Below are 23,775 nucleotides of genomic sequence, written 5' to 3' on the forward strand. Positions count from 1 at the left end.
TTTCAAAACAAATTGCGCAGGAAAAAAGCAGCCTTCCCTGGCTGCATATTTAATTAAATATATTAGTTTTCTTAAACTCCTATTTTAACTTCATCATCCTTTGATTTTATAACCACATCATCTGTCAATAAATCAGCATAAGTATAAGATAGGCGCCTAATCTGATTATGATCCTTAATTCTAACTACAAAAACATTTTTATGAGTTTTTTCTAAAACCCCTTCTTTTTCAACAGCTTTTCTTCTTCCTCTATTAGCTTTTACACTAACCCGGTGACCCACAAAAGATTTTACCTCTTTTTTTATTTGATCTAATACATTATCCATCAAATTTCACCCCATTTGTAGAAAAAGACACTCTAGAGTTAATTATATCATAAGAAAATAATTTTGGCAAAAGAAGCTCAGTGTTCAATCTATAATATAATTATTTAGTAAATTTATCAGCAACAGTTGAAGCTGCATAAGCATCTGGCTTAATATATGCTTCAAAACCACTTCCAACTACCATACCGACAACTTCTTTAATTATCTGATTTGTTGGACCATTTTCGCCAACATCTATATGGACTTCAAGCTCAACATTCTCAGCTAAAACTTCTTCAGATGCCAGGAGTGATGTCAACTCTCCTGCAACTTTTAAGCTTCTTGATACCTCATAAAAAATCCTCTGTTTCATGCCCGCCTTGAAATTTATAGAACTTTTATGATAAAAATATCTTCCACCTCTGCCAACTCTATAGATAACAATTGCAGTAACAAACACAGCTTCATCAAATCCAGGCTGTGAATCAGTACCCACAATTAACCTATATTTGTTTTCTTCCTCTTTGACAAAATCCATTATTGTCTGAAATGTATCTTCTGCACTTAAACAGCCATCTGTAGGACTGATAAACTGCATTTTAACACCTGCTTTCTTTAATTTTTGTTTCTCATCTTATAAAGTCTATTAGTTATAGATATCATTTCTGATATTTCGAGTTTTTCGCCTCTTTTTTTAAGACCAATACCTTCTAATTCAAGAGCTTTAGTAACCAAATCTCTATCCAGATTAATTACAGCTGATTTACTAAGACTGTTACGCAAAGTTTTTCTCCTCTGCTGAAAAATAGATTTAACTATTTGAAAGAAAAATTCCTGGTCAATAACTTTTTTCTGATGGGGATTTTCGCTATAAGGAGTTAAACTAACAATTACAGAATCTACATCAGGTTGAGGCAAAAAAACCGATGAAGGTACCTGGTGAACTATTTCTGGCTTCATATGGTATTGAACAGCCACACTTAAAGAACCAAATTTTTTAGTTCCCGGGCCAGAACTCATCCTCTCACCAACCTCTTTTTGAACCATAAATATCATCTTCTCTAGCTCTATTTCACTTTCCAAAATACTCATAATAATTGGAGTTGTAACATAATAGGGTAAGTTAGCTATTACCTTTATTCCCATTCCTTTATTTTCTTTTGCTATTTTTTTCCATTCAATAGCTAAAGCATCTTCATTTAATAATTTCAGCTTATTTTGTTGCGGAAATATTTCTTTTAAAACCTTAACCATTTCTGCGTCTTTTTCAATAGCAATTAATTTCCCATCTTTTAACTCTTCCAGAAGGGCTTGAGTTAATGAACCAATTCCAGGACCAATTTCAATCAATAATTCATCTCCATCGATCTCAGCAGCATTGATTATTATATCTATTATATTATAATCAATTAAAAAATTTTGCCCTAGACCTTTTTTAAGCCGTAAATCATATTCTTTCAATATTTTCTTTGTCTCACTTGGTGTTGCTATTTTATTTAGCATTTTATTATAAATCATCCTTATTTTTTATTATATTTACCTAGCTTATTTTATCACATCAATTTTACTCACGCAAAATTATTCATTAATGATTCTTTCACACAATTTGTGAGTGTTTAAATCAGCCATCATTATACTTTGCTTTGACTCATCTTTTTTTAACAGCTCTATAAATCTATCGATAATGTCAACAAAACCCCTGTTATACTCCATTTTATTCCATCCATAAACTTGAGAACTACTTTTTCCCTTATTCTCATAGTTTATTATTTCAGTTAAATCAACTATTTTCTTTTTCTTTTTAAAACCCATTACCTCTACGGTTTCCTCTGTTATTGAATTATCCCTATTCATTATTCCAATTGCTGTATTTGCTGAACCCTTGATAGTAATCATTACCCTTTTTAAACTGTTGTTTTCTTCAATCTTATCTATTTCAACAGAATCAATATCTTCATCTCCATATAGATAGCGAATAGTATCTACAACATGAATAAAGTCATCCATAACAACTTTTCTTGTATTACCCGGATTTAACTTCCTGTTTTTCTGCATTATTATTATTTTAGGACTTTTAATTTCCAGCAGAGAACGATATGTGGGAACATATCTTCTGTTAAAACCGGTCATCAAAAGAAGGTTTTTTCTCCTTGCTATATTGATCAACTCTTTGCTTTGTTCTAAATGATAAGTTATTGGTTTATCAACATAAACATGGATATCATTTTCAAGCAGTTTTTTAACTATTTTGTAATGTGCTTTAGAAGCTGCATGAACAAAAGCAGCTTTAATATCTTCCTCTAACAAACTATCTACTGAGGAATAAAGTTTATCAACATGATATTTAGCTCCAAGCTCTTTCAACACATCTTCATTTCTTGTGCAAAAATATGGTTCTAACTCTGCAAGTTGAGTCACGATTGGCAGATAAGCTTTTTTAGCTATATCTCCCAGCCCAATAATCCCGATTTTCATTTTGATCTACCTCCCTTTTTTTTACAACCTATAAACCCTTTTTGCATTTTCACTTGTAAATTCTGCCATTCTATCTGCTGATATTTCTTTTATTTCAGCAGCTTTTTTTAGAATATATTTTAAATTTTCCGGTTCATTTCTTTTACCTCGGTTTGGAGATGGTGTTAAATAAGGAGAATCAGTTTCTAAAAGTATTCTATCAAACGGCATTTTTTTAAGTGCCTGACGTATTTCAGAAGCATTCTTAAAAGTAATTAAACCACCAAAAGCCACATAATAATCTCTATCAATTATTTTTTCAATCAATTCTGTCCCATATGCATAACAATGAAAAATTAAATTGGCAGAAAAGTCAGCACTTTGATCTAAAATTTTTAGTGTTTCTTCTCCAGCTGCTCGAGAGTGGACCACAACTGGCAAATCCAGTTCAGCAGCAAGATCAAGCTGAACTTTAAAGGCCTCAATCTGTATATCACGCGGGGAATTATCATAATAAAAGTCTAAGCCGGTTTCTCCAATCGCTTTTACTTTAAGTGAAGAACTCAATTCTTTTATCTGATTTAAACTTTCTTTATTTACAGAAACTGCCTCATGTGGGTGAATACCAACAGTTGCATAAACTTTATCATAATTTTCCGCTAATTTAACCGCCCTTATACTTGATTCAAGATCAGCACCAATATTTATTATTTCTTCAACTCCAGCTTCTCTAGCTCTGCTAAAGACTTCTTCTCTATCTTTATCATAATCATTAAAATCTAAATGAGCATGAGTATCTATTAAATACAAAATTTATTCCTCCTAAATAAAGTGATTTTTTTACTCTTAATTCTTATTATAACACTTTAGATTTATAAATTAAATCATTGATTTCAATTTGTATGTAATTTTATTTATGCTATAATTAAATATAGATTTTAAGCAGGAGGGGAAAACAATGTCAGAAGAAATATATTTAGATAATGCAGCTACAAGCAAAGTCTCACCTGCAGTAATAGAAGCAGTAGTAAAAACTATGCAAAAAAATTATGCTAATCCTTCTTCTCTACATAGAAAGGGATTAGCAGCAGAAAAAATATTAACAAAATGTAGAAAAAACTTAGCAGAAAGATTAAATGTTAAGCCTGAAGAAATAATTTTTACTTCGGGAGGCACAGAAAGCAATAACCTTGCTGTAAGAGGGATCATAGAGCAACACAAACAGCGGGGAAAACATATAATTACTTCTCCAATAGAACACTCGTCTATACATAATTTAATGCTGCAATTAGAAAAAGAAGGTTGGGAAGTTGATTGGCTGCAGGTAAATAAAAAAGGAATTGTAAATATAAAGCATTTAAAAAGCCTAATTAGAGAAGATACTATCTTAATCAGTGTAATGCATGTAAATAACGAATTAGGTACTATTGAGCCAATCAAAAAAATAGCTAAAATAATAAGAAATAAAAATCCTTTAACATTTTTCCATGTAGATGGAGTTCAGGCTTTTAGCAAGATTTCTACGGATTTATCTGATCTAAAAGTAGATCTATATTCAATAAGTGGTCATAAATTTCATGCACCTAAAGGAATAGGTGCTCTTTTTTTTAAAAAAGGTGTAGATTTAAAACCTCTTTTTTATGGAGGTGGACAGGAAAAAAATATAAGACCTGGAACTGAAAACACAGCTGCTGCTGCAGGTCTAAATCAGGCTTTAAATGAAATAGCACAGCTTAACTCTAAAAATCTTTTTAATGCTAAATTAAATGAAAAGAAAAATTATTTTTTAAAAAAATTAAAAGAAATTGAAGAAGTTAAGATAAATTCACCCAAAAATGCCGTTCCTCATATTATAAATTTTTCTTTGAAAAATATAAAGGGGGAAACAATGGTGCATGCTCTGGCTGAAGAAGGTATTTATCTTTCTACTTCATCTGCCTGTACTTCAAAAAAGAAATACAGCAGGGTTTTGAAAGTATGTGGTTTCTCTGAAAATCGCATTCAAGGTGCATTAAGGATCTCTTTAACTGAAGAGATAAAGCAAAATGAAATTGATTATGTAATAACTAAAATCAAAGAAAAAATTGACTTTTTAAAAATTGTAAATAAATAATTGAAATTATTATCGAGGTGAAATCATTGTATAATTTAATAATTATTCGTTATGGAGAAATTAATTTAAAAGGTGATAACAAACATGATTTTATTGGTCAGTTGATCAAAAATATTGATCATGCGATAGCTGATCTTGGTGATTTTGAAATTACCACTGTTTATGGAAGGATTTTTCTTCATGCCGAAAGCTCAGTTATAAAAAGGCTTTTAAACAGAATAATAAAACTACCCGGCATAGTATCTGCAAGTCCAGCAGTTGATTTTAAACTTAATAAAGCAGCCTCAGATTTTGATGATGAAGATTATGATAAATTAAAAGAAAAAGCACTTAAACTTTTTGAAAAAGAAGTAAAAAGCTATCCCTGTAGTTTTAAGGTTGAAACCAATAGGGCTGATAAATCTTTTCCTATCAAAAGTCCAAAGTTAAATGCAGAAATTGGTAGTGCTATTTTAACAAATATTGAAAGTAAGGAAAAACCGCTTAAAGTAGATGTTCACAATCCTGATCACTTATTTGAAATTGAAATAACCAGAGGCAAAATCTACCTTTTTATAAATAGAGAAAGTGGTCCAGGTGGACTACCTGTAAAATCATCTGGTCAAACTTTATTAATGCTCTCTGGAGGAATTGATAGTCCAGTTGCAGGTTGGTATGCTTTAAAAAGAGGCTTAAAAATTGGAGCTGTTTATTTCCATTCTCCTCCTTATACTTCAGCCAGAGCCAAAGAAAAGGTTAAAGATCTGGCCCGAATATTATCTAAATATGGGGGAGAAATCAAACTGCAGATTCCATATTTCACAGAAATCCAACAGCAAATAGTTAAAAAATGCCCTGAAAAATATACAATTACAATCATGAGAAGAATGATGGTTAGAATAGCTAATCACCTGGCCAAAGAAAACAGCCAAAAAGCTTTAATTACCGGGGAAAGTTTAGGACAAGTTGCAAGCCAGACTCTGGAAGGAATTCAAAGCACAGATGATGCTTCAGAGCTACCAATATTAAGGCCTTTAATTACTTCTGATAAAAATGAAATAATAGAATTGGCTAAAAAAATAGATAGTTATGAAATCTCAATTCGTCCTTATGAAGACTGCTGTACTGTTTTTATTCCTGAAGAACCTGTAACTAAACCAATTTTAAAAATAGTTAGATCAAAAGAAGCAGTTTTAAATATAGAAAAATTAATAAAAAATTCTCTTGAGCAAATGGAAGTTCTTACAATTAATTAAAAATCGATTTTAAAAAAACAGAGCATCTCCTTTTAGTCAAAACTAAACGGAAATGCTCTTAATTAAATCTAGCTTTATTTCTTGAAGTAATCTACTCCAGCCTTAAAGAGTTTTTGATCTTTTTTACCGATTATATTTTTAGAAACATTGTTCCCTATTCTTTCTGAGTGACCCATTTTACCAAAAACTCTACCATCTGGACTGGTTATCCCTTCTACTGCTGCCATTGACCCATTTGGATTAAATTCTATATTCATCGTAGGCTTACCTTCAAAATCAACATACTGAGTTGCAATCTGTCCTTTTTTATGCAGCTTTTCTATCATTTCTGGCTCTGCTACAAAACGACCTTCTCCATGTGAAACGGGAATAGAGTGAATATCACCAACACTTACATTAGCTAGCCAGGGCGATTTATTAGAAGTTATTCTAGTAGATACAGCACAAGAAACATGGCGACCAATTGTATTATAGGTTAGGGTCGGTGAGTTATCCTTTAACTCTCTAATTTCTCCATAAGGAACTAAACCTAATTTTATTAATGCCTGAAAGCCATTACAAATTCCCAGCATTAAACCATCTCTATTATTTAAAAGGTCCATAACTGCTTCTTTGATCTTAGGATTTCTAAATACAGCGGCAATAAACTTTCCAGAACCATCTGGTTCATCACCAGCACTAAAACCACCAGGAATCACGACAATCTGAGAGTTATTGATGGTACTAGCTATTTTATTAATCGACTCTTCGATCTGTTCTGCTTTAAGATTTTTGAAAATAATAGTTTCCACTTCTGCCCCAGCTTCTCTAAATTGTCTTGCTGTATCATACTCACAATTTGTTCCGGGAAAAACCGGGATAACCACCTGTGGTTTAGCAACTTTAATCTTGGCTGAAATTTTTTCTTTGCTTTCATAACCATTAAATTCTAGTTTCTGATCTGGACTATTGTCTGTTTCAGAATCTGTTTTTATTGTCTTAACCTTAGTTTGATATATTTTTTCCAGTGGGTTCTGCCAGGTTTCAATTGCTTCTTCAATTGAAATTTCAATATTATTTACTTTAATACTCTGTTCTTTAGTTGTAGTACCCAAAAGCTGATAGTCTATATCTGCAAATAGTTTTTCTAAATTGCTGTCTGCTCTTACTTCTAAAAGTAAAGCACCATATTCTGGTGAAAATAATTTTTCTGCTGACATATTTACTTCGATTTCTACTCCAATCTTATTTCCAAAACTCATTTTGCTAAGAGCTTCTGCAATACCACCTAAACTAATCGCGGAAGCAGAAATGATATTCTCGGCAGCTATTAATTTATTTATCCTAGTGTAAGCCTGCTTTAATTTTGCAATATCGACTAACTCATCTGAAGCCCTCTCTGCATTTATATAAACGAGTTTGGAATCAATTTCTTTAAATTCGGGTGAAATAACATTTCTTGCATCTACCGTATTGACCGCAAAAGAGACCAGGGTTGGAGGGACATCTAATTCATGAAAAGAACCAGACATACTGTCTTTACCACCGATTGCAGGTAACTCAAATCTTTTCTGAGCATAATATCCTCCCAAGAGGGCACTAAAAGGTTTACCCCAGCGCTCAGGATCATTTCGTAAACGCTCAAAATATTCCTGAAAAGAAAATCTAATATTTTGGTAATCTCCTCCTGCAGCAACAATCTTAGCAATAGACTCAATAACAGCATAATAAGCTCCATGAAAAGGGCTCCAGGTGCTGAGTTTTGAATCGAAACCATAACTCATCAGAGAAGCTGTGTTAGTTTCTCCTTTTAATAATGGTATTTTTGCTGCCATAGCCTGGGTGGGTGTTAGTTGATATTTCCCTCCGAATGGCATTAAAACACTTCCTGCTCCAACAGTACTATCAAACTTTTCTTTAAGTCCTTTTTGACTGGCAACATTAATATCAGCTAAATTGGCCAGCCATTTATCTTTTAAATCATCTTTACTTCCCAACCTATTAGCTACTACATTTTTAAAATAGTTGTTTTCTGTTTCAGGCTTTTTAATCTTTATCTCTGTTTGTTGTGAAGCACCATTTGTATCTAAAAAGCTCCTGCTAAGATTAACAATAGCATTACCATTCCAGTTCATAATTAAACGATTATGATCTTTAACTTCTGCTACAACTGTCGCCTCTAGATTTTCTTTTTCCGCTAAATTTATAAATTCTTCTACATCTGTACTGTCAATTACTACTGCCATTCTTTCCTGAGACTCAGAAATTGCCAGTTCTGTTCCATCTAAACCCTCATATTTTTTAGGTACTACATCTAAATTAATTTCCAGTGCATCAGCTAACTCACCGATAGCCACTGAAACACCACCTGCTCCAAAATCATTACAGACCTTAATTTTTCTACTTACTTCAGGATTTCTAAATAAACGCTGTATTTTTCTTTCTGTAGGTGGATTACCTTTTTGAACCTCTGCACTACTTTCTTCAATCGACTCTTCAGTATGAACTTTAGAAGAACCAGTTGCACCACCACAGCCATCTCTACCGGTTCTACCACCAACGAGGATGACTTTATCTCCTGCTAAAGCTTCTCCTCTATAGACATCTTCTTTAGGAGTGGCTGCTATAACAGCACCGATCTCCATATGTTTGGCAATATATCTTTCATTATAAATTTCACTTACCAATCCAGTAGCAAGACCAATTTGATTACCGTAAGAGCTATAACCATCTGAGGCTTCTTGAACAATTTTTTTCTGAGGGAGTTTGCCTTCTAAAGTTTCTTCGATTGGAGTCCGTGGATCACCTGCCCCAGTTACCCGCATAGCTTGATAAACATAAGATCTTCCGGCTAGGGGATCACGAATAGCTCCACCTAAACAGGTTGCTGCTCCACCAAAAGGCTCAATTTCTGTGGGATGGTTATGGGTTTCATTTTTAAACATCAATAACCATTCTTCATCTTCACCATCTACATCAACCGTTATCTCTATACTGGCTGCATTTACTTCATTGGAAATCTCAAGATCTTCTAATTTGCCAGCTGCCCTCAATTCTTTCATCGCCATTAAAGCGATATCCATTAAACAAATATCTTTAGTTTCAGTTTGATATATTTTTTGTCTTGCTGCTAAATACTCTTGATAGGCAGCTTCAACTTTTTTAGTGAAGTCACTTTTTTCTATTTCAACTTTTTCTATTTCAGTCAAAAATGTTGTATGACGGCAGTGATCTGACCAGTAAGTATCTAATACTTTAATTTCAGTAATAGTAGGGTCTCTCTCTTCATCATCTTTAAAATATTTTTGAGTATGAAAAATATCTGCCATACTCATGGCCAGTCCTAATTCTTCTCTAAAATCTTCTAAACCCTGCTCATCAAGTTCTATAAAACCGTTTAGTGTTTCAGCTTTTTCGGGTACCTTGTATTCCATTTCAAGGCTAGCTGGTTTTTCCATGGCTGCTTCTCTAGAATCAACCGGGTTAATATAATAATCTTTAATTTTTTCTAAATCACTTTGTTTTAAATCACCTTTTAAAATTATTACTTTAGCTGTTCTGACCTTTGGATCTTCTTCATTATTTAAAATTTGTATACACTGTTCTGCAGAATCAGCTCTCTGATCATACTGTCCTGGTAGGTATTCTACTGCAAATGCTTTTTCGTCAGGAGCAATATCAATCTCTTCCTGGTAAATTTTATCAAGAGGAATTTCAGCAAAAATTGTTCTACAGGCTTCTTGATAGGCTTGATCAGAAATATTAGTGATATCATATCTATTTACTATTCTTAAGTCTTTTAAATTATCCCGGCCCAGGCTTTCTCTAAAATCACTCAAAAGCTGTTCGGATTCAACTTTGTATTCATCCTTTTTTTCAACAAACAATCTTCTAATTTTACTCATAATTTAGCTCTCCTTTAATTCTTTTTTACTAATAATAATTTAAAGCCTATTTATCAATTCTGCCGGAATATTATGCCAGTAATCTCTACAATTTTTAAAAAAAATAAACTTTCTAAGTTAATTATAATCTGTTATAATTAAGTAGTAAAATTAATAGTACTAATAATATTAATAAGGAGTGCTTATTAATGTCTTTGAATTACGAATTATATAAGGTCTTCTATTTTGTGGCGAAAAATTTAAGTTTTTCTAAAGCAGCAAAAGAACTCTATATTTCTCAGTCAGCTGTCAGCCAAAATATTAAAAATTTAGAAAAAGAATTAAAAACCAGGCTTTTTATTAGAAACACCAAAGAGGTTAGTTTAACTCAGGCTGGAGAAGTGTTATTTGAACACATAGAACCTGCCTTTAACTTGATTAAAACCGGAGAAAAAAATATCAAGGAGATTAATGCTTTAAAAAGAGGTGAGATTCATATTGGAGCTAATGATACAATTGCAAAAGACTATTTATTACCTTACTTAAATGAATTTCATAAGCTCTATCCTCAAATTCATATTCAGATTACCAATAGGACTTCCAGCACCTGTGTTGAGCTACTTAAACAAAATGCTGTTGATTTAATCATCAGCAATTTACCAAATCCAAAAATAACTGATGATATGCTGGTTAATGAAATATTCGAATTTGAAGATATATTTATCTGCTCAAATCAATATCCAAAATTAAAAAACAAAAAAATATCTTTGCATGATTTAAAGAATTATCCACTTTTAATGCTTGAAGAAAAAACAAGTACCAGAAAGTTTTTTGATGAATTATTAAAAAAATACAATATAGATCTCAAACCTGAAGTTGAACTGGGAAGCGTGGATCTTTTAATTGAAATGACTAAAATTGGGCTTGGAATTGCTCATGTACCCCAATATAGTTTAAATCTTTCTCAAAATGAACTCTTTAAAATAAAAATAAAAGAAAAACTGCCAACAAGAAAATTAGCAGTAGTTAGGAATAAAGAACTCCCATTATCTAAAGCAGCAGAAAGATTTTTGAAAGTTATTAATTGTTTTTAATTTTCTCTAAAAGCTCTTTAATAGACCTATTTTTTAAATCAGGGATTAAAATTCCCATTATTTGATAAAGATAAAGAAATTCATCTAAAAGATCTTCCTGTGCTTTTTCAGACAAATCTCCTTCTTCTTCCATATATTTTTCCAGATTATCATTAATATTGTTAAAAGACCTGAGTAATTTACGTACAGGTCGATGATTATTTTTATCTTTATCAGCATCCCAGTAATCTTTCATCTTTAATCTTTCTCTTTTTAATAATACAGCTGCAACAGCCTCATCCATAGGTATATGCAGATATTTATAGAATATATCTAATACAGCCTGGGTTTCTTTTCTGCTTAAATTATGTTTAATAACTGCATCTAATAATTCATTTATTTTATTTGGGTCACCTGTTTTTGACGATAATGCATGTGCTAAACTTAGGTGAGAAAGAGTTATAGCCGAATCTTCTTTTAAAACTTCTTTTTGATATTTTTTTTTGAACTCAAGAATATTCAACCAGAGAGTAAGGGTAGTTCTTGCTATGCCTAAACGTTCTGCTGCATCTTTTTTGGTTAAATTATTATCTTCCATAAATTTATTAATCGATATTGCTCTCTCTAAAGGATTCAAATCCTGTCTCTGCAGGTTTTCTATCAATTGAATCTGTCTAAATTTTTCCGGTGAAATATCTCCTTCTAAAATTACTGCAGCTATTTTTTCTTTACCATCTTTCTTAATTGCCCTCAGCCTTCTTTCTCCAGCAATTAAAAGATAGTGACTATTTTTTTTCTGAACAACAACCGGCTGCAGCTGTCCAACCTCAGCTATTGATCTGGCCAGGCTTTCTATCTTTTCTTCAGCAAATTCCTGTCTTATTTGTTCAGGCCGGCTTTCAATATTTCTAATAGATATTTCCTTATATTTCACTCTGAATCCCCCTGTTTTTAATTGATTTTTTGATAAAACATAGATAAAATTGATTTTCCAGTAATTTTAACATATTATATTAAATGAAGAACTAATAAAAGTTATAATTTTTAATTTATAAAGGAGTAAATATATGAATACTAAATCTACTATTAATATTCTATCAAAGAAACTGGAAAAAATAAACTATCTTGAGATAGAAAAAAATAAAAAATTGGCAGAGTTTACAAGTTTCAAAGTTGGCGGGCCAGCTGATTTATTGCTTAAACCTCAAGAAATAGAGGCTGCTCAAAAATTAATTCCTTTAATTATGAAATCTAAACTACCCTTTTTTATTTTAGGTCAGGGCAGCAATTTAATCGTTTCTGATAAAGGTTACAGAGGGGTTATTATTTATACTGGTGATCTTAATGATTATCAAATCAAAGGAGAAAGTATTTCAGCAGAAAGTGGTATAGAACTAGAAGAAATTGCTGATATCGCCCTAAAAAATTCTTTAAGTGGGCTCGAATTTGCCAGTGGTATTCCCGGTTCTCTTGGAGGAGCACTTTATATGAATGCAGGTGCTTATGATGGTGAAATGAAAGATATAATTACAAGTGCTCTTTTTGTTAATCAAAAAGGGGAATTACTTAAACTTTCTAAAAAAGAACTTGAGCTTGATTACAGAAACAGTATTTTACAGAATAAGTCGCTAAATTATTTAGCATTAAAAGTCAATCTCAAACTTAAAAAGGATAAAAAAGCAAATATCAAAGCAAAAATGGAAGAACTACATCAAAAAAGATGGTCTAAACAACCCATGGAATTACCCAGTGCTGGTAGTATATTTAAACGTCCAGAAGGACACTATACAGGGGCATTAATTGAAAAAGCAGGACTAAAAGGTTATCAGATTGGTGGTGCTCAGGTTTCTAAAAAACATGCCGGGTTCATTGTCAACAAAGGTGATGCTACAGCTGAAGATATAATAAAATTAATTGAAAAAATAAAAGATGAGATATATAAAATGAGCGGAGTCCAACTTGAAGTCGAACCCCGCTTTCTTGGTGATTTTTAAGCAAACAGTTCCTCCTTTTTTTCTCGGGGGAGCTGTTTTATTTTGTATTCTTTTTTTTGAGCCTGACTGCGCGAGATAAAGCTTTCTTGATAACGCAGTTTAACCGGGTAACGACCTCTGGTATATTTAGCACCTTCTCCCTTATTGTGTTCTTTTAATCTTCTTCTAAGGTCTTTAGTATATCCAGTATAAAAAGTACCATCACTACATTCCACAATATAAACAAAATGATTTTTTTCTTTAAGCTGCTTATTTTTTGACATACTCTTCAATATACTTTCCTAATTCTCTTAAATGACGTTTTTTCTCCTTGATTAATTTTTCTACAGCCTCGATCGTTTCTCCACTATTATTAGCACACATTTCTCTATAAAATAATATCGCATCTTTTTCAGCTCTTATCGCCAGATCTAATGCTTTTTTAGCATCATTTAAGGCTTCTTTTGACTTTTCACTATTATAAGCCGGGAAGATAGTTAGTTCTACTAAATACTCAAAATAAGCACTGACCTCTTCATCATAAAGATAATCTGCTTTGTCAGATTTACCCTTTAATTCTTCCGTTAATTCCACAAATTTCTTATAATGCTCTTCCTGAGCGTCAGCCAGCTTATTAAACAATTCTTTTAATTCCAGATTATCTGTAGCCTTAGCATGGGTTAAATAAAACTTTTTCCCTTTTTTTTCAATATCCTTTGCCATCTCCATAACTTCTAAAGCATTAAAATGATTTTTCATTTTTAAAACCCCTTTCGGAATTAATATATTTTAAATCAAATACTTAATGCCTTTTCAATATAATTAGATGTTTTATTAATTACTTCTTCACTAATAAATTCCTCTTCATTCATGATCAACTTTCTTAATAAAATGCTTTCTATAATTCCCACAAAAACATAATAAAAAAATTCAAAATCATTATCTAACTCTATGTAACCCTCTTCTTTTAAATAACTATAAGCACTTTTTAAGCGCTTTGTTCTTTCTTTATCCATAATCTTAAATTCTCCAACAAAGTCCTCATTAACAGACACAGATTCTCTCAGAATAACGATTGTTAAATCTTTATTGCTACCATAAATCTTAAAAGCTTCTCTAACTAAAATCTTAACAAAAGACTTTAAATCATTACTCTCTTCAACAATATTTTTTATATCAATTCCCTGATCGATCAAAGTCCTCTGTTTTTTTATCAATGATAAAAATAATTCTTTTTTACTTTTAAAATAAAGATAAAAAGTCCCTTTCGCTATTCCAACCAAATTTACTATATCAGCTATTTTGGTATTATAATAACCCTTATGAGCAAATAATTTAACTGCTGCATCCATAATCTCTTCCCTGCGCTCTCTCATTTCAACCCCTCTTTTTTTTAAAATCTTTTCTCCTCTTTTTTTCAGTTTATCACAGATTAGAGAATATTTACAGTATGACAGTTTGCAAAAAACTTTAAAGACATAAAAAAACCCGGAGGATATAATTCCTCCAGGTCTTTTGTATATTCTAATATATATCTATTTAGAAGCTTACTGTTAAAGAAGTAGTAAGTGAACTACTTTCTGCTTCTACATCGTCTTCGCCCACTTCACCATCTATCCATTTTGCTTCTACATTCCAGGCAGTATTTTCAGATAGTTCTCTATTCATGTGCCCTTTTAGATAGTTATAGTTAATTACATTAGCATCATCATTTTCTTCATTCTTGTTAACTAAAGCTGCACCAAGAGTAGTTGCATCGTCCCAGGCATATTCTGTACCAAGTTCGATTACTCTTGTATCATAGTCATCAGTATAGTTATCATTCATGGTGTACTCAACCATTGCATAGTTAGCAAAGTCACCATAAGCATTATCTATTCTAGCTTCTATAGTATGCTTATCTTCATCATTATAATCATCATCAGCTTGCAGTTCGTCACCTATTTGAACAAAGGTATATGAACCACTAAGTGTGTTGTTCTCATCTAGATCAAATGCTGCACCAATGTTGAAGAGATCATAGTCTCTATCTTCTTCTAAGTCACCTTTATATTGATTGAAGTCTTCTCCAACAGTTTCAAATCTTGCATTTACTGTAAGATCTTCTGTTGCAGCAAACTCACCATCTAAGGCAACTAAGAAATCATCTTCTTCATACAAATCTTCACCTTCAGTACTATCAGTGAATACAACTTCTCCACCGAGAGTTACAGCATCTGTAACTGCAACATCAGATAGAGCTACACTTAATACATTAAGCTGATCATGATCTAATCTTGTTTGATAGAAACTACCAGCTAAAGTACCGAAGTCCATATCACTGGAAGCTGTTACACCATAGATATCATCTGTTACCTCATCACCGAAACCAGCTACTAAGAAGTTCCAGTCAATATCTAGATAGTCTTTAGCAACTTCTACACCCTGAAGATCTTCTTCATCTACATAATATGGTGCTAGATGTTCATCTTCAAAATCTCCAGCTCTCATATAAATATCTTCATATTCAAAATAAAGAGTAGCTGTATCCATTTCAAAGTCTAGATCATCACTTTCCTCATAACCAAAGGCACTCTTTTCTTCAGTGAAAACATTGGAAATAGCGTCAACATCTAAGAGGAAATTAGCATCTCCTACATTACCATAGACATTGAAGTTATATTCCTGCCAGAATCTCTTCTCAGATGGAAGATCATCTGCGTCTTCAATGCCATCCCAATCATCACTATCAGTAGTTAATAGATTATCAACATAATTTTCTAAATCAGATTCAGATGAAGTACCATCAACTGGATCTCCTTCCGCATTAATCGGCAGATCTAAATCTAAAGCATCACCATCAGCCCAGAGAACCATAGCTGCTGCTATTTCATCATCTGCATCTGGATAATCTGCAACTTCAAACATAGTATCTACTGTTGCAGAAAATTCGATATTGTCTTCTGGTACATCCATATCATCTACTCTAGCTTCTAGAGCTTCTAGATCTTCTGCCAGAACCTCTACATCTGCACCTAAGACAGCTAGTTCTTCTCTAAGTTCATAAGTTAAAGCTTCAACGATATCTGCTACTTCTTCTGCCTGCTGATCTGTAAGACTTTCAGGCATGTTTCTTTCCATTAAAGACTCAACTATAGCAGTTACATCTTCAGCCTGACCTTCTGTAAGGCCTTCTGCCATTGCTTCTTGCTCTTCAGCAATATTATCTAAAGCACGGCTAACCATAACAGCCATTTCATAGCGGGTCATTGATTCTTGACCTTTATATTCACCATCTGGATATCCTTCAACTACACCAGCTGCAACTAGTGAATTTATAGCATCATATGCCCAGTGATCATCAGGTACATCAGTAAATGAACCATGATCAGCACCAAGGGCTGGCACTGCTAATGCAAAAATTAAGATTAACGAGATTGTTATTGTAAGTTTTTTCATTATAAATTTTCACTCCTTTTTTTAATTTTATCTTTGAAAAATTATCTAAATCAATCATTATATTACTTCTAGTTTCTTTCAAATTAATACTCAGGAGTCTGATCTTAAACTTCACCAGCAAGAAATCAATAAGTTGCCTAGTTTCCTTATTTATTTCTTTAAAAGTTCAGTTTATGTTCAGACCCATCTATGTCAAACTACCCTATTAAAAAACATTAACGACAAAGTCAAATGTATGTATCCCCCCTTCCAGTCTAATATTTATGGGTAGTTGAACTACAAATATTATGCAAAATAAATTTTAAATTATTAAACCGGCTTATATGTGAACCAGGAGAAAATCGGTGCCCCCCGATTTAATCAATTCAGCAGGAACAACAAGGGGTAACAAGTCTCTTGCTGAAATTGGTTAGTTATAATAAAAGTTACAACTTTCTCCTGGTTAAAAAACAATATATTTTTACTGTATGACTGACCGGTCATTCATAAATATAGCACAAAAAATAGCTCTTGTCAAATAACAAAAACCCCTTTTTCTGCTAAAACAGATCTTTATAATGTGATCTGTCTACCATAAAAAGGGGCTCTATCACCCGAAAAAATTATAAAAAAAGAAGCTTTTTATTAAAAATGATATCTGAAACCGAAATACTCCAGATCTCTATTAGCTGTTAGAGCTAAATTATTAGATATTGAGTAAACAAAATTTATTTTTGAATCCTGGCTGCTAAAGTTTTTATATTCTAAGAGAAAATTATTTACTTTTATTTCTAAGCGCATTTTTGCCATGGCATCAGTATTATCCCTATCGATATTACTGAGTCCTGCTCCCAGCCAGAGTCTACTTAAATAACCACTATAAATATCATAACTGCTCCAAAAGCTCTGCTCATTAAAACTATTTAATTCCCCGCTAAATTTCAATCTATATTTAGGTGATAAGTCATAATTTATTTTCCAGTCATTATCACTTAAACCATTAAAAGATAGGGTTAAATGATTATCGTCCTTATCAGGAGTATTACTTTCATAGTTTTTAATATCTATTTCTTCAAATAAACTATCTAAACGGATAAAATCACGTCCATAAAATTTTTCAAGCTCTGGCCCTCTAACTAAAACTGGTACTGTCATACTATCAGCTGTAAGCCCTAAATGACTTCCTTTTCTAACATAGCCTCCTCCCATAAATTTGGGAGAATTTAATACAGTTACTAAATCACCAACAAATTCATTCTCAAATATGGCATTAATATTATATGGAGCAAAGGGAAAATAGCTGTCATATGTTAATTCAAGCCATTCTTCTTCATTTAAAAATTCACCAGTATAACCCCGATTATAATAATTAAAAGTATCTTCTCCCTCATATTGATATGCTATTTTTTCACCTTTTCTGCTAAAAGTAATTTTTGAATGAGGATGATAACCTATAATTTTATTTTCGTTTTTTTGATAAAAAACATAATCAAGGGGAGTGTTTTTGGCGATTTCTCTACTTAACTGATCTTTATCTATTTGATCATTATTATTATTCAAATAAATATTCGGATAAGAATAGTTTTCAATTTTATTATCTAATTCCTGGAGTAAGTCATCTTTAAAACTCACTTTTTCTCCAAATACCATTCCATGATCTGAATAAATTATTATATTTAAATCTTCTGGAAAATTGTCTGCTACTTCTCCAAATGAACGATCAAATTGATATAGTTTATTTAACTGAGAAGATTCTCCCCAGATATGACCATAAGTATCTGTAGAAAAATAATAAAATTCTACCAATCCATATTTATCAATTAAATCCGGTAGATTTAACATAGCTGCAGGTGCTAAATTTGATAATGCCGGAAAACCATAAATAAAATTGCTGCGAGCTCTACGATCAACACTTGATCTCATTTCATTAAAAACTGAAATTTTACCTTTTCCTGTTTCAGTTTCTTCATCATAACGGTCCCAGTCTAGCAATTCACCCTCTGATATCTTTTTTGATTCTCTAATTCTACTGATTACCACCTGAGTAGAAGGTGGAAAATATGTGAGACCATGCTTTATCATGTTTTCTTCTGCAAAATACTCAGCTAAATTAGGTAAATTGTTCTGCTTTAATTCAGAAAAAAACATCTCTGAAGAAATACCATCTATATGAATTAATAAGTACTTCTCTGCAGCTACAGTAGTAAAACTAAATATTGTTAAGATTAAACTCATTAAAAATAAAACTGAAAAAATCTTTTTTCTCATTAATTTGCACTCCTAATTGATAATGATTATTATAATTATAGTATAATTTTTTCGTAATGTCTATAATTTTATAAAAAAATATCCTATAATATAAGGATGCTTAAAAACAGCTTGCTATTCTACTTCATAATCATCTTTTTTTAGATCATATGCCTCAGAATCCTCTTTGCTTTTCTTTTTAACATCTTTATCATCACTATTATATTTTTCTAAAATATCTTTTAAAAAAGGCCACATAATTATAAATACCGCTATATCATCTATTTGGCCTATTACAGGGAAAAAATCCCAGATTAAATCATAAGGGAACAAAAAATAAGCTACCGGAAATATAAACATTAATTTTTTTGTTAATTTAACCTCTGGATCTTTCATTAAAGTAAATATATCTGCAATTGTCCCAAATAATCTAAACACAAAAACCACCTCTACTTCCTAAACTCTATGTCAATTATATATCATCTTAATTTAAAAAACAAAATACCCGGACAGTTAAATGTTACCTGCCGGGCATTTGCTAATTGAGTAATATTTATTTTTTTATTGATAATTAGATCTGTATTCTTTAATAGAAATTTAATTAAAAGATATAATTAGATCTTACTGCTTCTTCACTAACATCGTCACCATCAACTGGTGTAAAAGCAGGCACTACTGCACCTTGATACTCTTCTAAAATAAAGTCCTCAACTTTTTGGCTATTAAGAACATCTCTTAATATCTCTATTTTTTCATTATTTTGATCTTCACTTCTTACTACAAGAACATTTACATATGGTGAGTCACTATCTTCTATTACTAACGCATCTTCAAGTGGATTTAAATTTGCTTCTAGAGCATAGTTTGTATTGATAACTGCTCCTGCTACATCAGGCAATATTCTTGGTAGTTGAGCAGCTTCTAATTCATTAAATCTGAGATTTTTTGGATTGTCAATAATATCGATTGGAGTAGCATTTAAATTTTCAGGGTCATCTAAGGTTATTACCCCACTGTTATGAAGTAATATTAAAGCTCTACCTTCATTTGAAGGATCATTTGGAACTGCAATTGATGCTCCCTCGGGAATATCTTCTAAACTATCATATTTGTCAGAATAAAGAGCGATTGGTTCAACATGAATCCTAGCAACTGGTACTAAATCAAGTCCTCTATCAGCATTAAACTGTTCTAGATATGGAATATGCTGAAAATAATTTGCATCAATACTACCATCATCTAAAGATAAATTAGGTGTTACATAATCAGTAAATTCGATAATCTCTAATTCTATTCCTTTTTCTGCTAGATCATCCTGAACAAATTCTAATATTTCTGCATGAGGTACAGGAGTTGCACCTACCTTTAAAACATGATCATCAGCCATTACTGAAACACTTGCAACTGCGACAAACGCCAACACAACTAAAACTAAAAATCCTTTTTTAATCATCATTATCTCTCCTCTTCTCCTTATTGTAAAATAATTCATTTATTATATATAGATAAATCAAATTATCTATGATCAAACTTATTTGCAACCCAATTACCAAAATGTTGTAAAATCTGTACCATTAAAACTAAGATTACAATGGTCTCCAGCATGATAAGCAGCTGAAAGCGCTGATATCCATATCTAATCGCAATATCGCCGAGACCACCCCCTCCAACTGCTCCAGCCATAGCTGAATAACTTACCAGGCTGATCGAAGTAAGGGTTAAACCTAATATTATTGCTGGAAGAGCCTCTGGCAACAATACTTTAAAAACAATCTGAGTAGGACTTGCTCCCATCGATTGGGCAGATTCTATAACTCCATCCTGTATTTCTAAAATTGCATTATCAGTTACCCGACCCATAAAGGGAATAGCAGCAAGTGAAAGTGGAACAACAGCTGCATTAGTACCGATAGAAGTACCTACAATCATTCTAGTAAACGGAATTACAGCAACCATTAAAATTATAAAAGGTATTGAACGACCAATATTAATGGTTCCATCAAGTATAAAATTAACAAATCTATTTGGTAAAATATGATCTTCTCTGGTGATGGTTGTAAATACTCCTAGAGGAATACCTGCAATTATTGCAAAAAAAAGTGACATAGCTACCATGTATAAAGTTTCTAAAGTGCCATTTATCATCAAATCATTATATCTTGCCAGTTCTGAAATTAAATCAAACATTGTCAAGCACCTCCACATTTAAACCTTCACTTTGCAGATAAGATATACTCTTTTCCACATTTTCTAAATCTCCTTCAAGATCTAAAATTAAGGTTCCAAAAGGAACACCCTGTATTTCATCTATGTTACCATATAAAATATTAGCATCTACAGAATAATGTTTAACTAGATCAGAAATATATGGCTTATGAGTTTTTTCGCCTACAAAAGTAATTCTAATTAATTCTCCAGGCCTTTTTTCTTTAATATATTCAACTATCCTGGGAGGTAAATTATAATCTATTACAGAACTTATAAACTTTTTAGTCAAATCTGTTTTAGGTCTGGCAAAAATGTCAAGCACTGATCCTTTTTCAATAATTCTTCCCTCTTCTATTACAGCGACCCGATCACAAATATCTTTTATAACTCCCATCTCATGAGTAATTAAGATGATTGTCAAATTTAATTCTTCTCTTATTTTAGCAAGTAAATCTAAAATAGATTTTGTGCTTTCTGGATCTAGTGAAGAAGTTGCCTCATCAGATAATAAAAGGTCTGGGTCATTGGCCAGAGCTCTTGCAATTCCTACCCTCTGCTTTTGTCCACCTGATAGCTGAGCTGGATAATTATCTGCTTTATCAGCAAGGCCAACTAAATCAATTAATTCTTTAGCTTTTTTAATTCTTTGCTTTTTCGCTACACCAGCAATTTCTAAAGGAAAACTAACATTTCTTAATACAGTTCGTGAAGACAATAAATTAAAATGTTGAAAAATCATTCCAATCTTTTGTCTGGCCTGTCTTAAATTTAAAGAGCTTAAATCGGTTAGATTCACTTCATTAACCATAATTGAACCGGCTGTAGGGTCTTCTAAAAGATTAAGCATTCTAATTAAAGTGCTTTTACCTGCTCCACTGGGCCCGATTATTCCAAATATCTCACCATCATTAATTTCTAGATTTAGTTCATTAATTGCTTCAATGCTTCCCTGTTCTGTATGATAATGTTTTGTTAAATCTTTTATTTTTATCACTTAATAATCACCCTTAAAATAATAATAACTGCTCATCATCAAGAGCAGTCTGCATTAAAAAAATCCTCATGAGAGGATTAATTTACCTCTCATCTATCATTCCATAATTGGAATGCTGGAATTAGCACCTTACTTTAATATTTAAGTAGGTTGCCGGGCATCACAGGGCCATTCCCTCCGCCACTCTTGATGAATATATATTATATTTTATTAATTTAGTTAGAAGTTTATCACTCAATTTTAATTCTGTCAAGTTGCTTTTTATTCATATTTTTATATATATTAGAATATATTAATCATCAAATCTAAAAAAATTATCTTTTTTTCTATTTTAGCTAAAAAATAAAAAAGATTTTATTGGTATATACCCCTTATATATCAGCTTTTATAGCAATTATAATTAATTTTTAAATAATAAATTAGTTTTTGTGCTTGACATGAGAAATAAATAACTATATACTAATATTAGTTAATAATAATATCAATAAATATTGAAGGTGAATATAAATGAAAAATTTACTTCTCTTTTTAAAATGTATAGCCGATGAAAATAGACTTAAAATTTTAAAACTACTACTTTCTGGTCCTTATTGTGTCTGCCAACTGCAGGAACTATTGGATAAATCGCAATCAAGTATCTCTCAACATTTATCATATTTTAAAGGATTAGATTTATTAAATGAAAGACAGAGCAGTAAGTGGACCTATTATTCCATTAATAGGAATGAATATGATAAATATCTTGCTGATCTAATAGCCCTAAATTCAAAATCTCTTAAAGAACTAGACTTAACAGACTTAGAAGGAAAATTAAAAAATCTTTCTGCAGCTGAAGTAATTAAAAACGATGGAGAAACAATAAGGAGTTGTTGTAATTGATAGATAGATTTGCTGAATTACTTGTTTATAACTTAATGGGACTTGATCAAGCTACAAGGCTTGGTAGCTCAGTTCATTTTTTCTTTTATGATACAATAAAGATAATTTTTCTGCTAAGTGTAATGATTTTTGCCATATCAATTATTCGCAGTTATTTTCCTCCAGAAAAAACTAAAAAATTATTAAGTAACCGTAAAAAATTTATGGGTAATATTTTAGCTTCATTATTAGGAGTTGTAACTCCCTTTTGTTCCTGTTCTTCAGTACCAATCTTTATTGGCTTTGTTGAATCAGGCATACCACTTGGAATTACATTTTCCTTTTTAATAACATCACCAATAGTTAATCAGGTAGCTCTGGTAATGCTGTTTTCACTTTTCGGCTGGCAAATTGCCTCTATTTATTTGATTAGTGGTATTTTAGTCGGCATTATTGGTGGTCTTGTAATTGGGAAGCTGGGTATGGAAGATGAAGTTGAAGAATATGTATATAATATTCAAGCAGGAGAAACCGAAATAGAAGAATTAAGCTGGAATAAAAGATTAAGCTATGCTAAAGCACAGGTTAAAGAAATTGTTAGTGGTGTTTGGAAATATGTTGTCATTGGTATAGGTATTGGCGCTTTTATTCATGGTTATGCACCAGCAGATTTATTAAGTCAGTATGCAGGGCCAAATAATCCACTGGCAGTTATAGCAGCTGTTGGTTTAGGGATACCTCTTTATGCTAATGTAGTCGGTACTATTCCCATAGCTCAAGCATTAATTGGAAAAGGTGTGGCTATTGGTACAGCTCTTAGCTTTATGATGGCTACTACCGCTTTATCTGTACCAGCAATGATTATTCTGCGTAAAGTTATTAAACCAAAACTGCTGACAGTTTTTGTAACTGTTGTTGGTGTTTCAATAATCGGTGTAGGGTATATGTTTAACTTTTTAGTTAATATAATATAAGCTTTGGGAGGGATATAGGTGACAAAATCTAAAAAAATAATACTCTATATATCAGTTTTCG

At 31.8% G+C, this 23,775-nt stretch carries 22 protein-coding genes and 1 riboswitch; of the genes, 6 read left to right on the forward strand and 16 right to left on the reverse strand.

All coding sequences use genetic code 11. The features are described 5' to 3' along the window. Positions 1–71 precede the first annotated feature (71 nt). The 5 genes from HALSA_RS10355 to HALSA_RS10375 all read right to left on the reverse strand — a co-directional run bounded on the left by HALSA_RS10355 (position 72) and on the right by HALSA_RS10375 (position 3,569). Positions 72–326 (reverse strand): Veg family protein, encoded by a 255-nt coding sequence (locus HALSA_RS10355; protein ID WP_013406501.1) that lies wholly within the window; start codon positions 324–326, stop codon positions 72–74. A 100-nt stretch (positions 327–426) separates the two neighbouring features. After that, on the reverse strand, positions 427–903 hold the full coding sequence (locus HALSA_RS10360) for a ribonuclease H-like YkuK family protein (protein WP_013406502.1): 477 nt from the start codon (positions 901–903) through the stop codon (positions 427–429). A 17-nt stretch (positions 904–920) separates the two neighbouring features. Further along, positions 921–1,808, reverse strand: a complete 888-nt coding sequence (gene rsmA, locus HALSA_RS10365; RefSeq protein WP_013406503.1) for a 16S rRNA (adenine(1518)-N(6)/adenine(1519)-N(6))-dimethyltransferase RsmA — start codon at positions 1,806–1,808, stop codon at positions 921–923. A 75-nt stretch (positions 1,809–1,883) separates the two neighbouring features. Next, positions 1,884–2,780, reverse strand: a complete 897-nt coding sequence (locus tag HALSA_RS10370; protein WP_013406504.1) for a Gfo/Idh/MocA family protein — start codon at positions 2,778–2,780, stop codon at positions 1,884–1,886. A gap of 21 nt (positions 2,781–2,801) precedes the next feature. Then, the gene (locus tag HALSA_RS10375) at positions 2,802–3,569 is read right to left on the reverse strand and encodes a TatD family hydrolase (RefSeq protein WP_013406505.1); all 768 of its coding nucleotides are present in this window, start codon (positions 3,567–3,569) and stop codon (positions 2,802–2,804) included. A gap of 148 nt (positions 3,570–3,717) precedes the next feature. Here HALSA_RS10375 and HALSA_RS10380 point away from each other — a divergent pair, with 148 nt between their 5' ends. Both HALSA_RS10380 and thiI read left to right on the forward strand, forming a co-directional pair. Next, entirely contained in the window at positions 3,718–4,872 is a 1,155-nt protein-coding gene (locus HALSA_RS10380) for a cysteine desulfurase family protein (protein ID WP_013406506.1), read from the forward strand. A 17-nt stretch (positions 4,873–4,889) separates the two neighbouring features. After that, positions 4,890–6,107, forward strand: a complete 1,218-nt coding sequence (gene thiI, locus HALSA_RS10385; RefSeq protein ID WP_420795040.1) for a tRNA uracil 4-sulfurtransferase ThiI — start codon at positions 4,890–4,892, stop codon at positions 6,105–6,107. Positions 6,108–6,181: 74 nt separating this feature from the next. Here the strand turns inward: thiI and HALSA_RS10390 are convergent, their stop codons facing one another. Continuing rightward, positions 6,182–9,991 (reverse strand): phosphoribosylformylglycinamidine synthase, encoded by a 3,810-nt coding sequence (locus HALSA_RS10390; RefSeq protein WP_013406508.1) that lies wholly within the window; start codon positions 9,989–9,991, stop codon positions 6,182–6,184. Positions 9,992–10,158: 167 nt separating this feature from the next. On the opposite strand from HALSA_RS10390, the gene HALSA_RS10395 reads away from it, so the two are divergent. Next, positions 10,159–11,064 carry a LysR family transcriptional regulator gene (locus tag HALSA_RS10395; RefSeq protein ID WP_274377489.1) on the forward strand — a complete coding sequence of 302 codons (906 nt, stop codon included), beginning with the start codon at positions 10,159–10,161 and terminating at the stop codon, positions 11,062–11,064. Here HALSA_RS10395 and HALSA_RS10400 read toward each other — a convergent pair. Continuing rightward, complete coding sequence (locus tag HALSA_RS10400; RefSeq protein ID WP_013406510.1) at positions 11,051–11,977, reverse strand: ParB/RepB/Spo0J family partition protein; 927 nt, start codon at positions 11,975–11,977, stop codon at positions 11,051–11,053. The two genes, HALSA_RS10395 and HALSA_RS10400, sit on opposite strands and share 14 nt — an antisense overlap. Before the next feature lie 133 nt (positions 11,978–12,110). Between HALSA_RS10400 and murB the strand changes: the two genes are divergently transcribed. Continuing rightward, complete coding sequence (gene murB, locus HALSA_RS10405; RefSeq protein WP_013406511.1) at positions 12,111–13,037, forward strand: UDP-N-acetylmuramate dehydrogenase; 927 nt, start codon at positions 12,111–12,113, stop codon at positions 13,035–13,037. On the opposite strand, the gene HALSA_RS10410 is transcribed toward murB, so the two are convergent. The 9 genes from HALSA_RS10410 to HALSA_RS10450 form a co-directional block, all read right to left on the reverse strand. Continuing rightward, positions 13,034–13,300, reverse strand: a complete 267-nt coding sequence (locus HALSA_RS10410; protein WP_041595829.1) for a GIY-YIG nuclease family protein — start codon at positions 13,298–13,300, stop codon at positions 13,034–13,036. The two genes, murB and HALSA_RS10410, sit on opposite strands and share 4 nt — an antisense overlap. Further along, positions 13,287–13,775 (reverse strand): ferritin family protein, encoded by a 489-nt coding sequence (locus tag HALSA_RS10415; protein WP_013406513.1) that lies wholly within the window; start codon positions 13,773–13,775, stop codon positions 13,287–13,289. Before HALSA_RS10415 ends, HALSA_RS10410 begins: the two co-directional genes overlap by 14 nt. Positions 13,776–13,810: 35 nt before the next feature. After that, a complete protein-coding gene (locus HALSA_RS10420; protein WP_013406514.1) occupies positions 13,811–14,392 on the reverse strand; it encodes a TetR/AcrR family transcriptional regulator in 582 nt (193 codons plus the stop codon). A gap of 163 nt (positions 14,393–14,555) precedes the next feature. Beyond that, positions 14,556–16,454, reverse strand: coding sequence for an S-layer homology domain-containing protein (locus tag HALSA_RS10425; RefSeq protein WP_013406515.1), 1,899 nt, complete (start codon positions 16,452–16,454; stop codon positions 14,556–14,558). Between the two features lie 624 nt (positions 16,455–17,078). Further along, positions 17,079–18,701, reverse strand: a complete 1,623-nt coding sequence (locus HALSA_RS10430) for an alkaline phosphatase family protein (protein ID WP_013406516.1) — start codon at positions 18,699–18,701, stop codon at positions 17,079–17,081. A gap of 114 nt (positions 18,702–18,815) precedes the next feature. Further along, a complete protein-coding gene (locus tag HALSA_RS10435; RefSeq protein ID WP_013406517.1) occupies positions 18,816–19,118 on the reverse strand; it encodes a YkvA family protein in 303 nt (100 codons plus the stop codon). 163 nt (positions 19,119–19,281) lie between these two features. Continuing rightward, entirely contained in the window at positions 19,282–20,136 is an 855-nt protein-coding gene (locus HALSA_RS10440) for a MetQ/NlpA family ABC transporter substrate-binding protein (RefSeq protein ID WP_013406518.1), read from the reverse strand. Positions 20,137–20,195: 59 nt separating this feature from the next. Further along, a complete protein-coding gene (locus HALSA_RS10445; protein ID WP_013406519.1) occupies positions 20,196–20,867 on the reverse strand; it encodes a methionine ABC transporter permease in 672 nt (223 codons plus the stop codon). Next, positions 20,860–21,882, reverse strand: coding sequence for a methionine ABC transporter ATP-binding protein (locus HALSA_RS10450; protein ID WP_013406520.1), 1,023 nt, complete (start codon positions 21,880–21,882; stop codon positions 20,860–20,862). The genes HALSA_RS10445 and HALSA_RS10450 overlap by 8 nt, the downstream gene beginning before the upstream one ends. A gap of 86 nt (positions 21,883–21,968) precedes the next feature. After that, positions 21,969–22,078, reverse strand: a riboswitch (SAM riboswitch). Positions 22,079–22,389: 311 nt separating this feature from the next. Here HALSA_RS10450 and HALSA_RS10455 point away from each other — a divergent pair. Beyond that, positions 22,390–22,761, forward strand: a complete 372-nt coding sequence (locus tag HALSA_RS10455) for an ArsR/SmtB family transcription factor (RefSeq protein WP_013406521.1) — start codon at positions 22,390–22,392, stop codon at positions 22,759–22,761. After that, positions 22,758–23,714 carry a permease gene (locus tag HALSA_RS10460; protein WP_013406522.1) on the forward strand — a complete coding sequence of 319 codons (957 nt, stop codon included), beginning with the start codon at positions 22,758–22,760 and terminating at the stop codon, positions 23,712–23,714. The genes HALSA_RS10455 and HALSA_RS10460 overlap by 4 nt, the downstream gene beginning before the upstream one ends. Positions 23,715–23,775 lie beyond the last annotated feature (61 nt).

The organism is Halanaerobium hydrogeniformans, assembly GCF_000166415.1.
Taxonomy (GTDB): domain Bacteria; phylum Bacillota; class Halanaerobiia; order Halanaerobiales; family Halanaerobiaceae; genus Halanaerobium; species Halanaerobium hydrogeniformans.

Excerpts from the sequence above, each read along its gene's own strand:
- HALSA_RS10355 (WP_013406501.1), bottom strand. The coding sequence starts at position 326 with ATGGATAATGTATTAGATCAAATAAAAAAAGAGGTAAAATCTTTTGTG.
- HALSA_RS10360 (WP_013406502.1), bottom strand. The coding sequence starts at position 903 with ATGCAGTTTATCAGTCCTACAGATGGCTGTTTAAGTGCAGAAGATACA.
- rsmA (WP_013406503.1), bottom strand. The coding sequence starts at position 1,808 with ATGCTAAATAAAATAGCAACACCAAGTGAGACAAAGAAAATATTGAAA.
- HALSA_RS10370 (WP_013406504.1), bottom strand. The coding sequence starts at position 2,780 with ATGAAAATCGGGATTATTGGGCTGGGAGATATAGCTAAAAAAGCTTAT.
- HALSA_RS10380 (WP_013406506.1), top strand. The coding sequence starts at position 3,718 with ATGTCAGAAGAAATATATTTAGATAATGCAGCTACAAGCAAAGTCTCA.
- HALSA_RS10390 (WP_013406508.1), bottom strand. The coding sequence starts at position 9,991 with ATGAGTAAAATTAGAAGATTGTTTGTTGAAAAAAAGGATGAATACAAA.
- murB (WP_013406511.1), top strand. The coding sequence starts at position 12,111 with ATGAATACTAAATCTACTATTAATATTCTATCAAAGAAACTGGAAAAA.
- HALSA_RS10410 (WP_041595829.1), bottom strand. The coding sequence starts at position 13,300 with ATGTCAAAAAATAAGCAGCTTAAAGAAAAAAATCATTTTGTTTATATT.
- HALSA_RS10415 (WP_013406513.1), bottom strand. The coding sequence starts at position 13,775 with ATGAAAAATCATTTTAATGCTTTAGAAGTTATGGAGATGGCAAAGGAT.
- HALSA_RS10420 (WP_013406514.1), bottom strand. The coding sequence starts at position 14,392 with ATGAGAGAGCGCAGGGAAGAGATTATGGATGCAGCAGTTAAATTATTT.
- HALSA_RS10425 (WP_013406515.1), bottom strand. The coding sequence starts at position 16,454 with ATGAAAAAACTTACAATAACAATCTCGTTAATCTTAATTTTTGCATTA.
- HALSA_RS10430 (WP_013406516.1), bottom strand. The coding sequence starts at position 18,701 with ATGAGAAAAAAGATTTTTTCAGTTTTATTTTTAATGAGTTTAATCTTA.
- HALSA_RS10440 (WP_013406518.1), bottom strand. The coding sequence starts at position 20,136 with ATGATGATTAAAAAAGGATTTTTAGTTTTAGTTGTGTTGGCGTTTGTC.
- HALSA_RS10445 (WP_013406519.1), bottom strand. The coding sequence starts at position 20,867 with ATGTTTGATTTAATTTCAGAACTGGCAAGATATAATGATTTGATGATA.
- HALSA_RS10455 (WP_013406521.1), top strand. The coding sequence starts at position 22,390 with ATGAAAAATTTACTTCTCTTTTTAAAATGTATAGCCGATGAAAATAGA.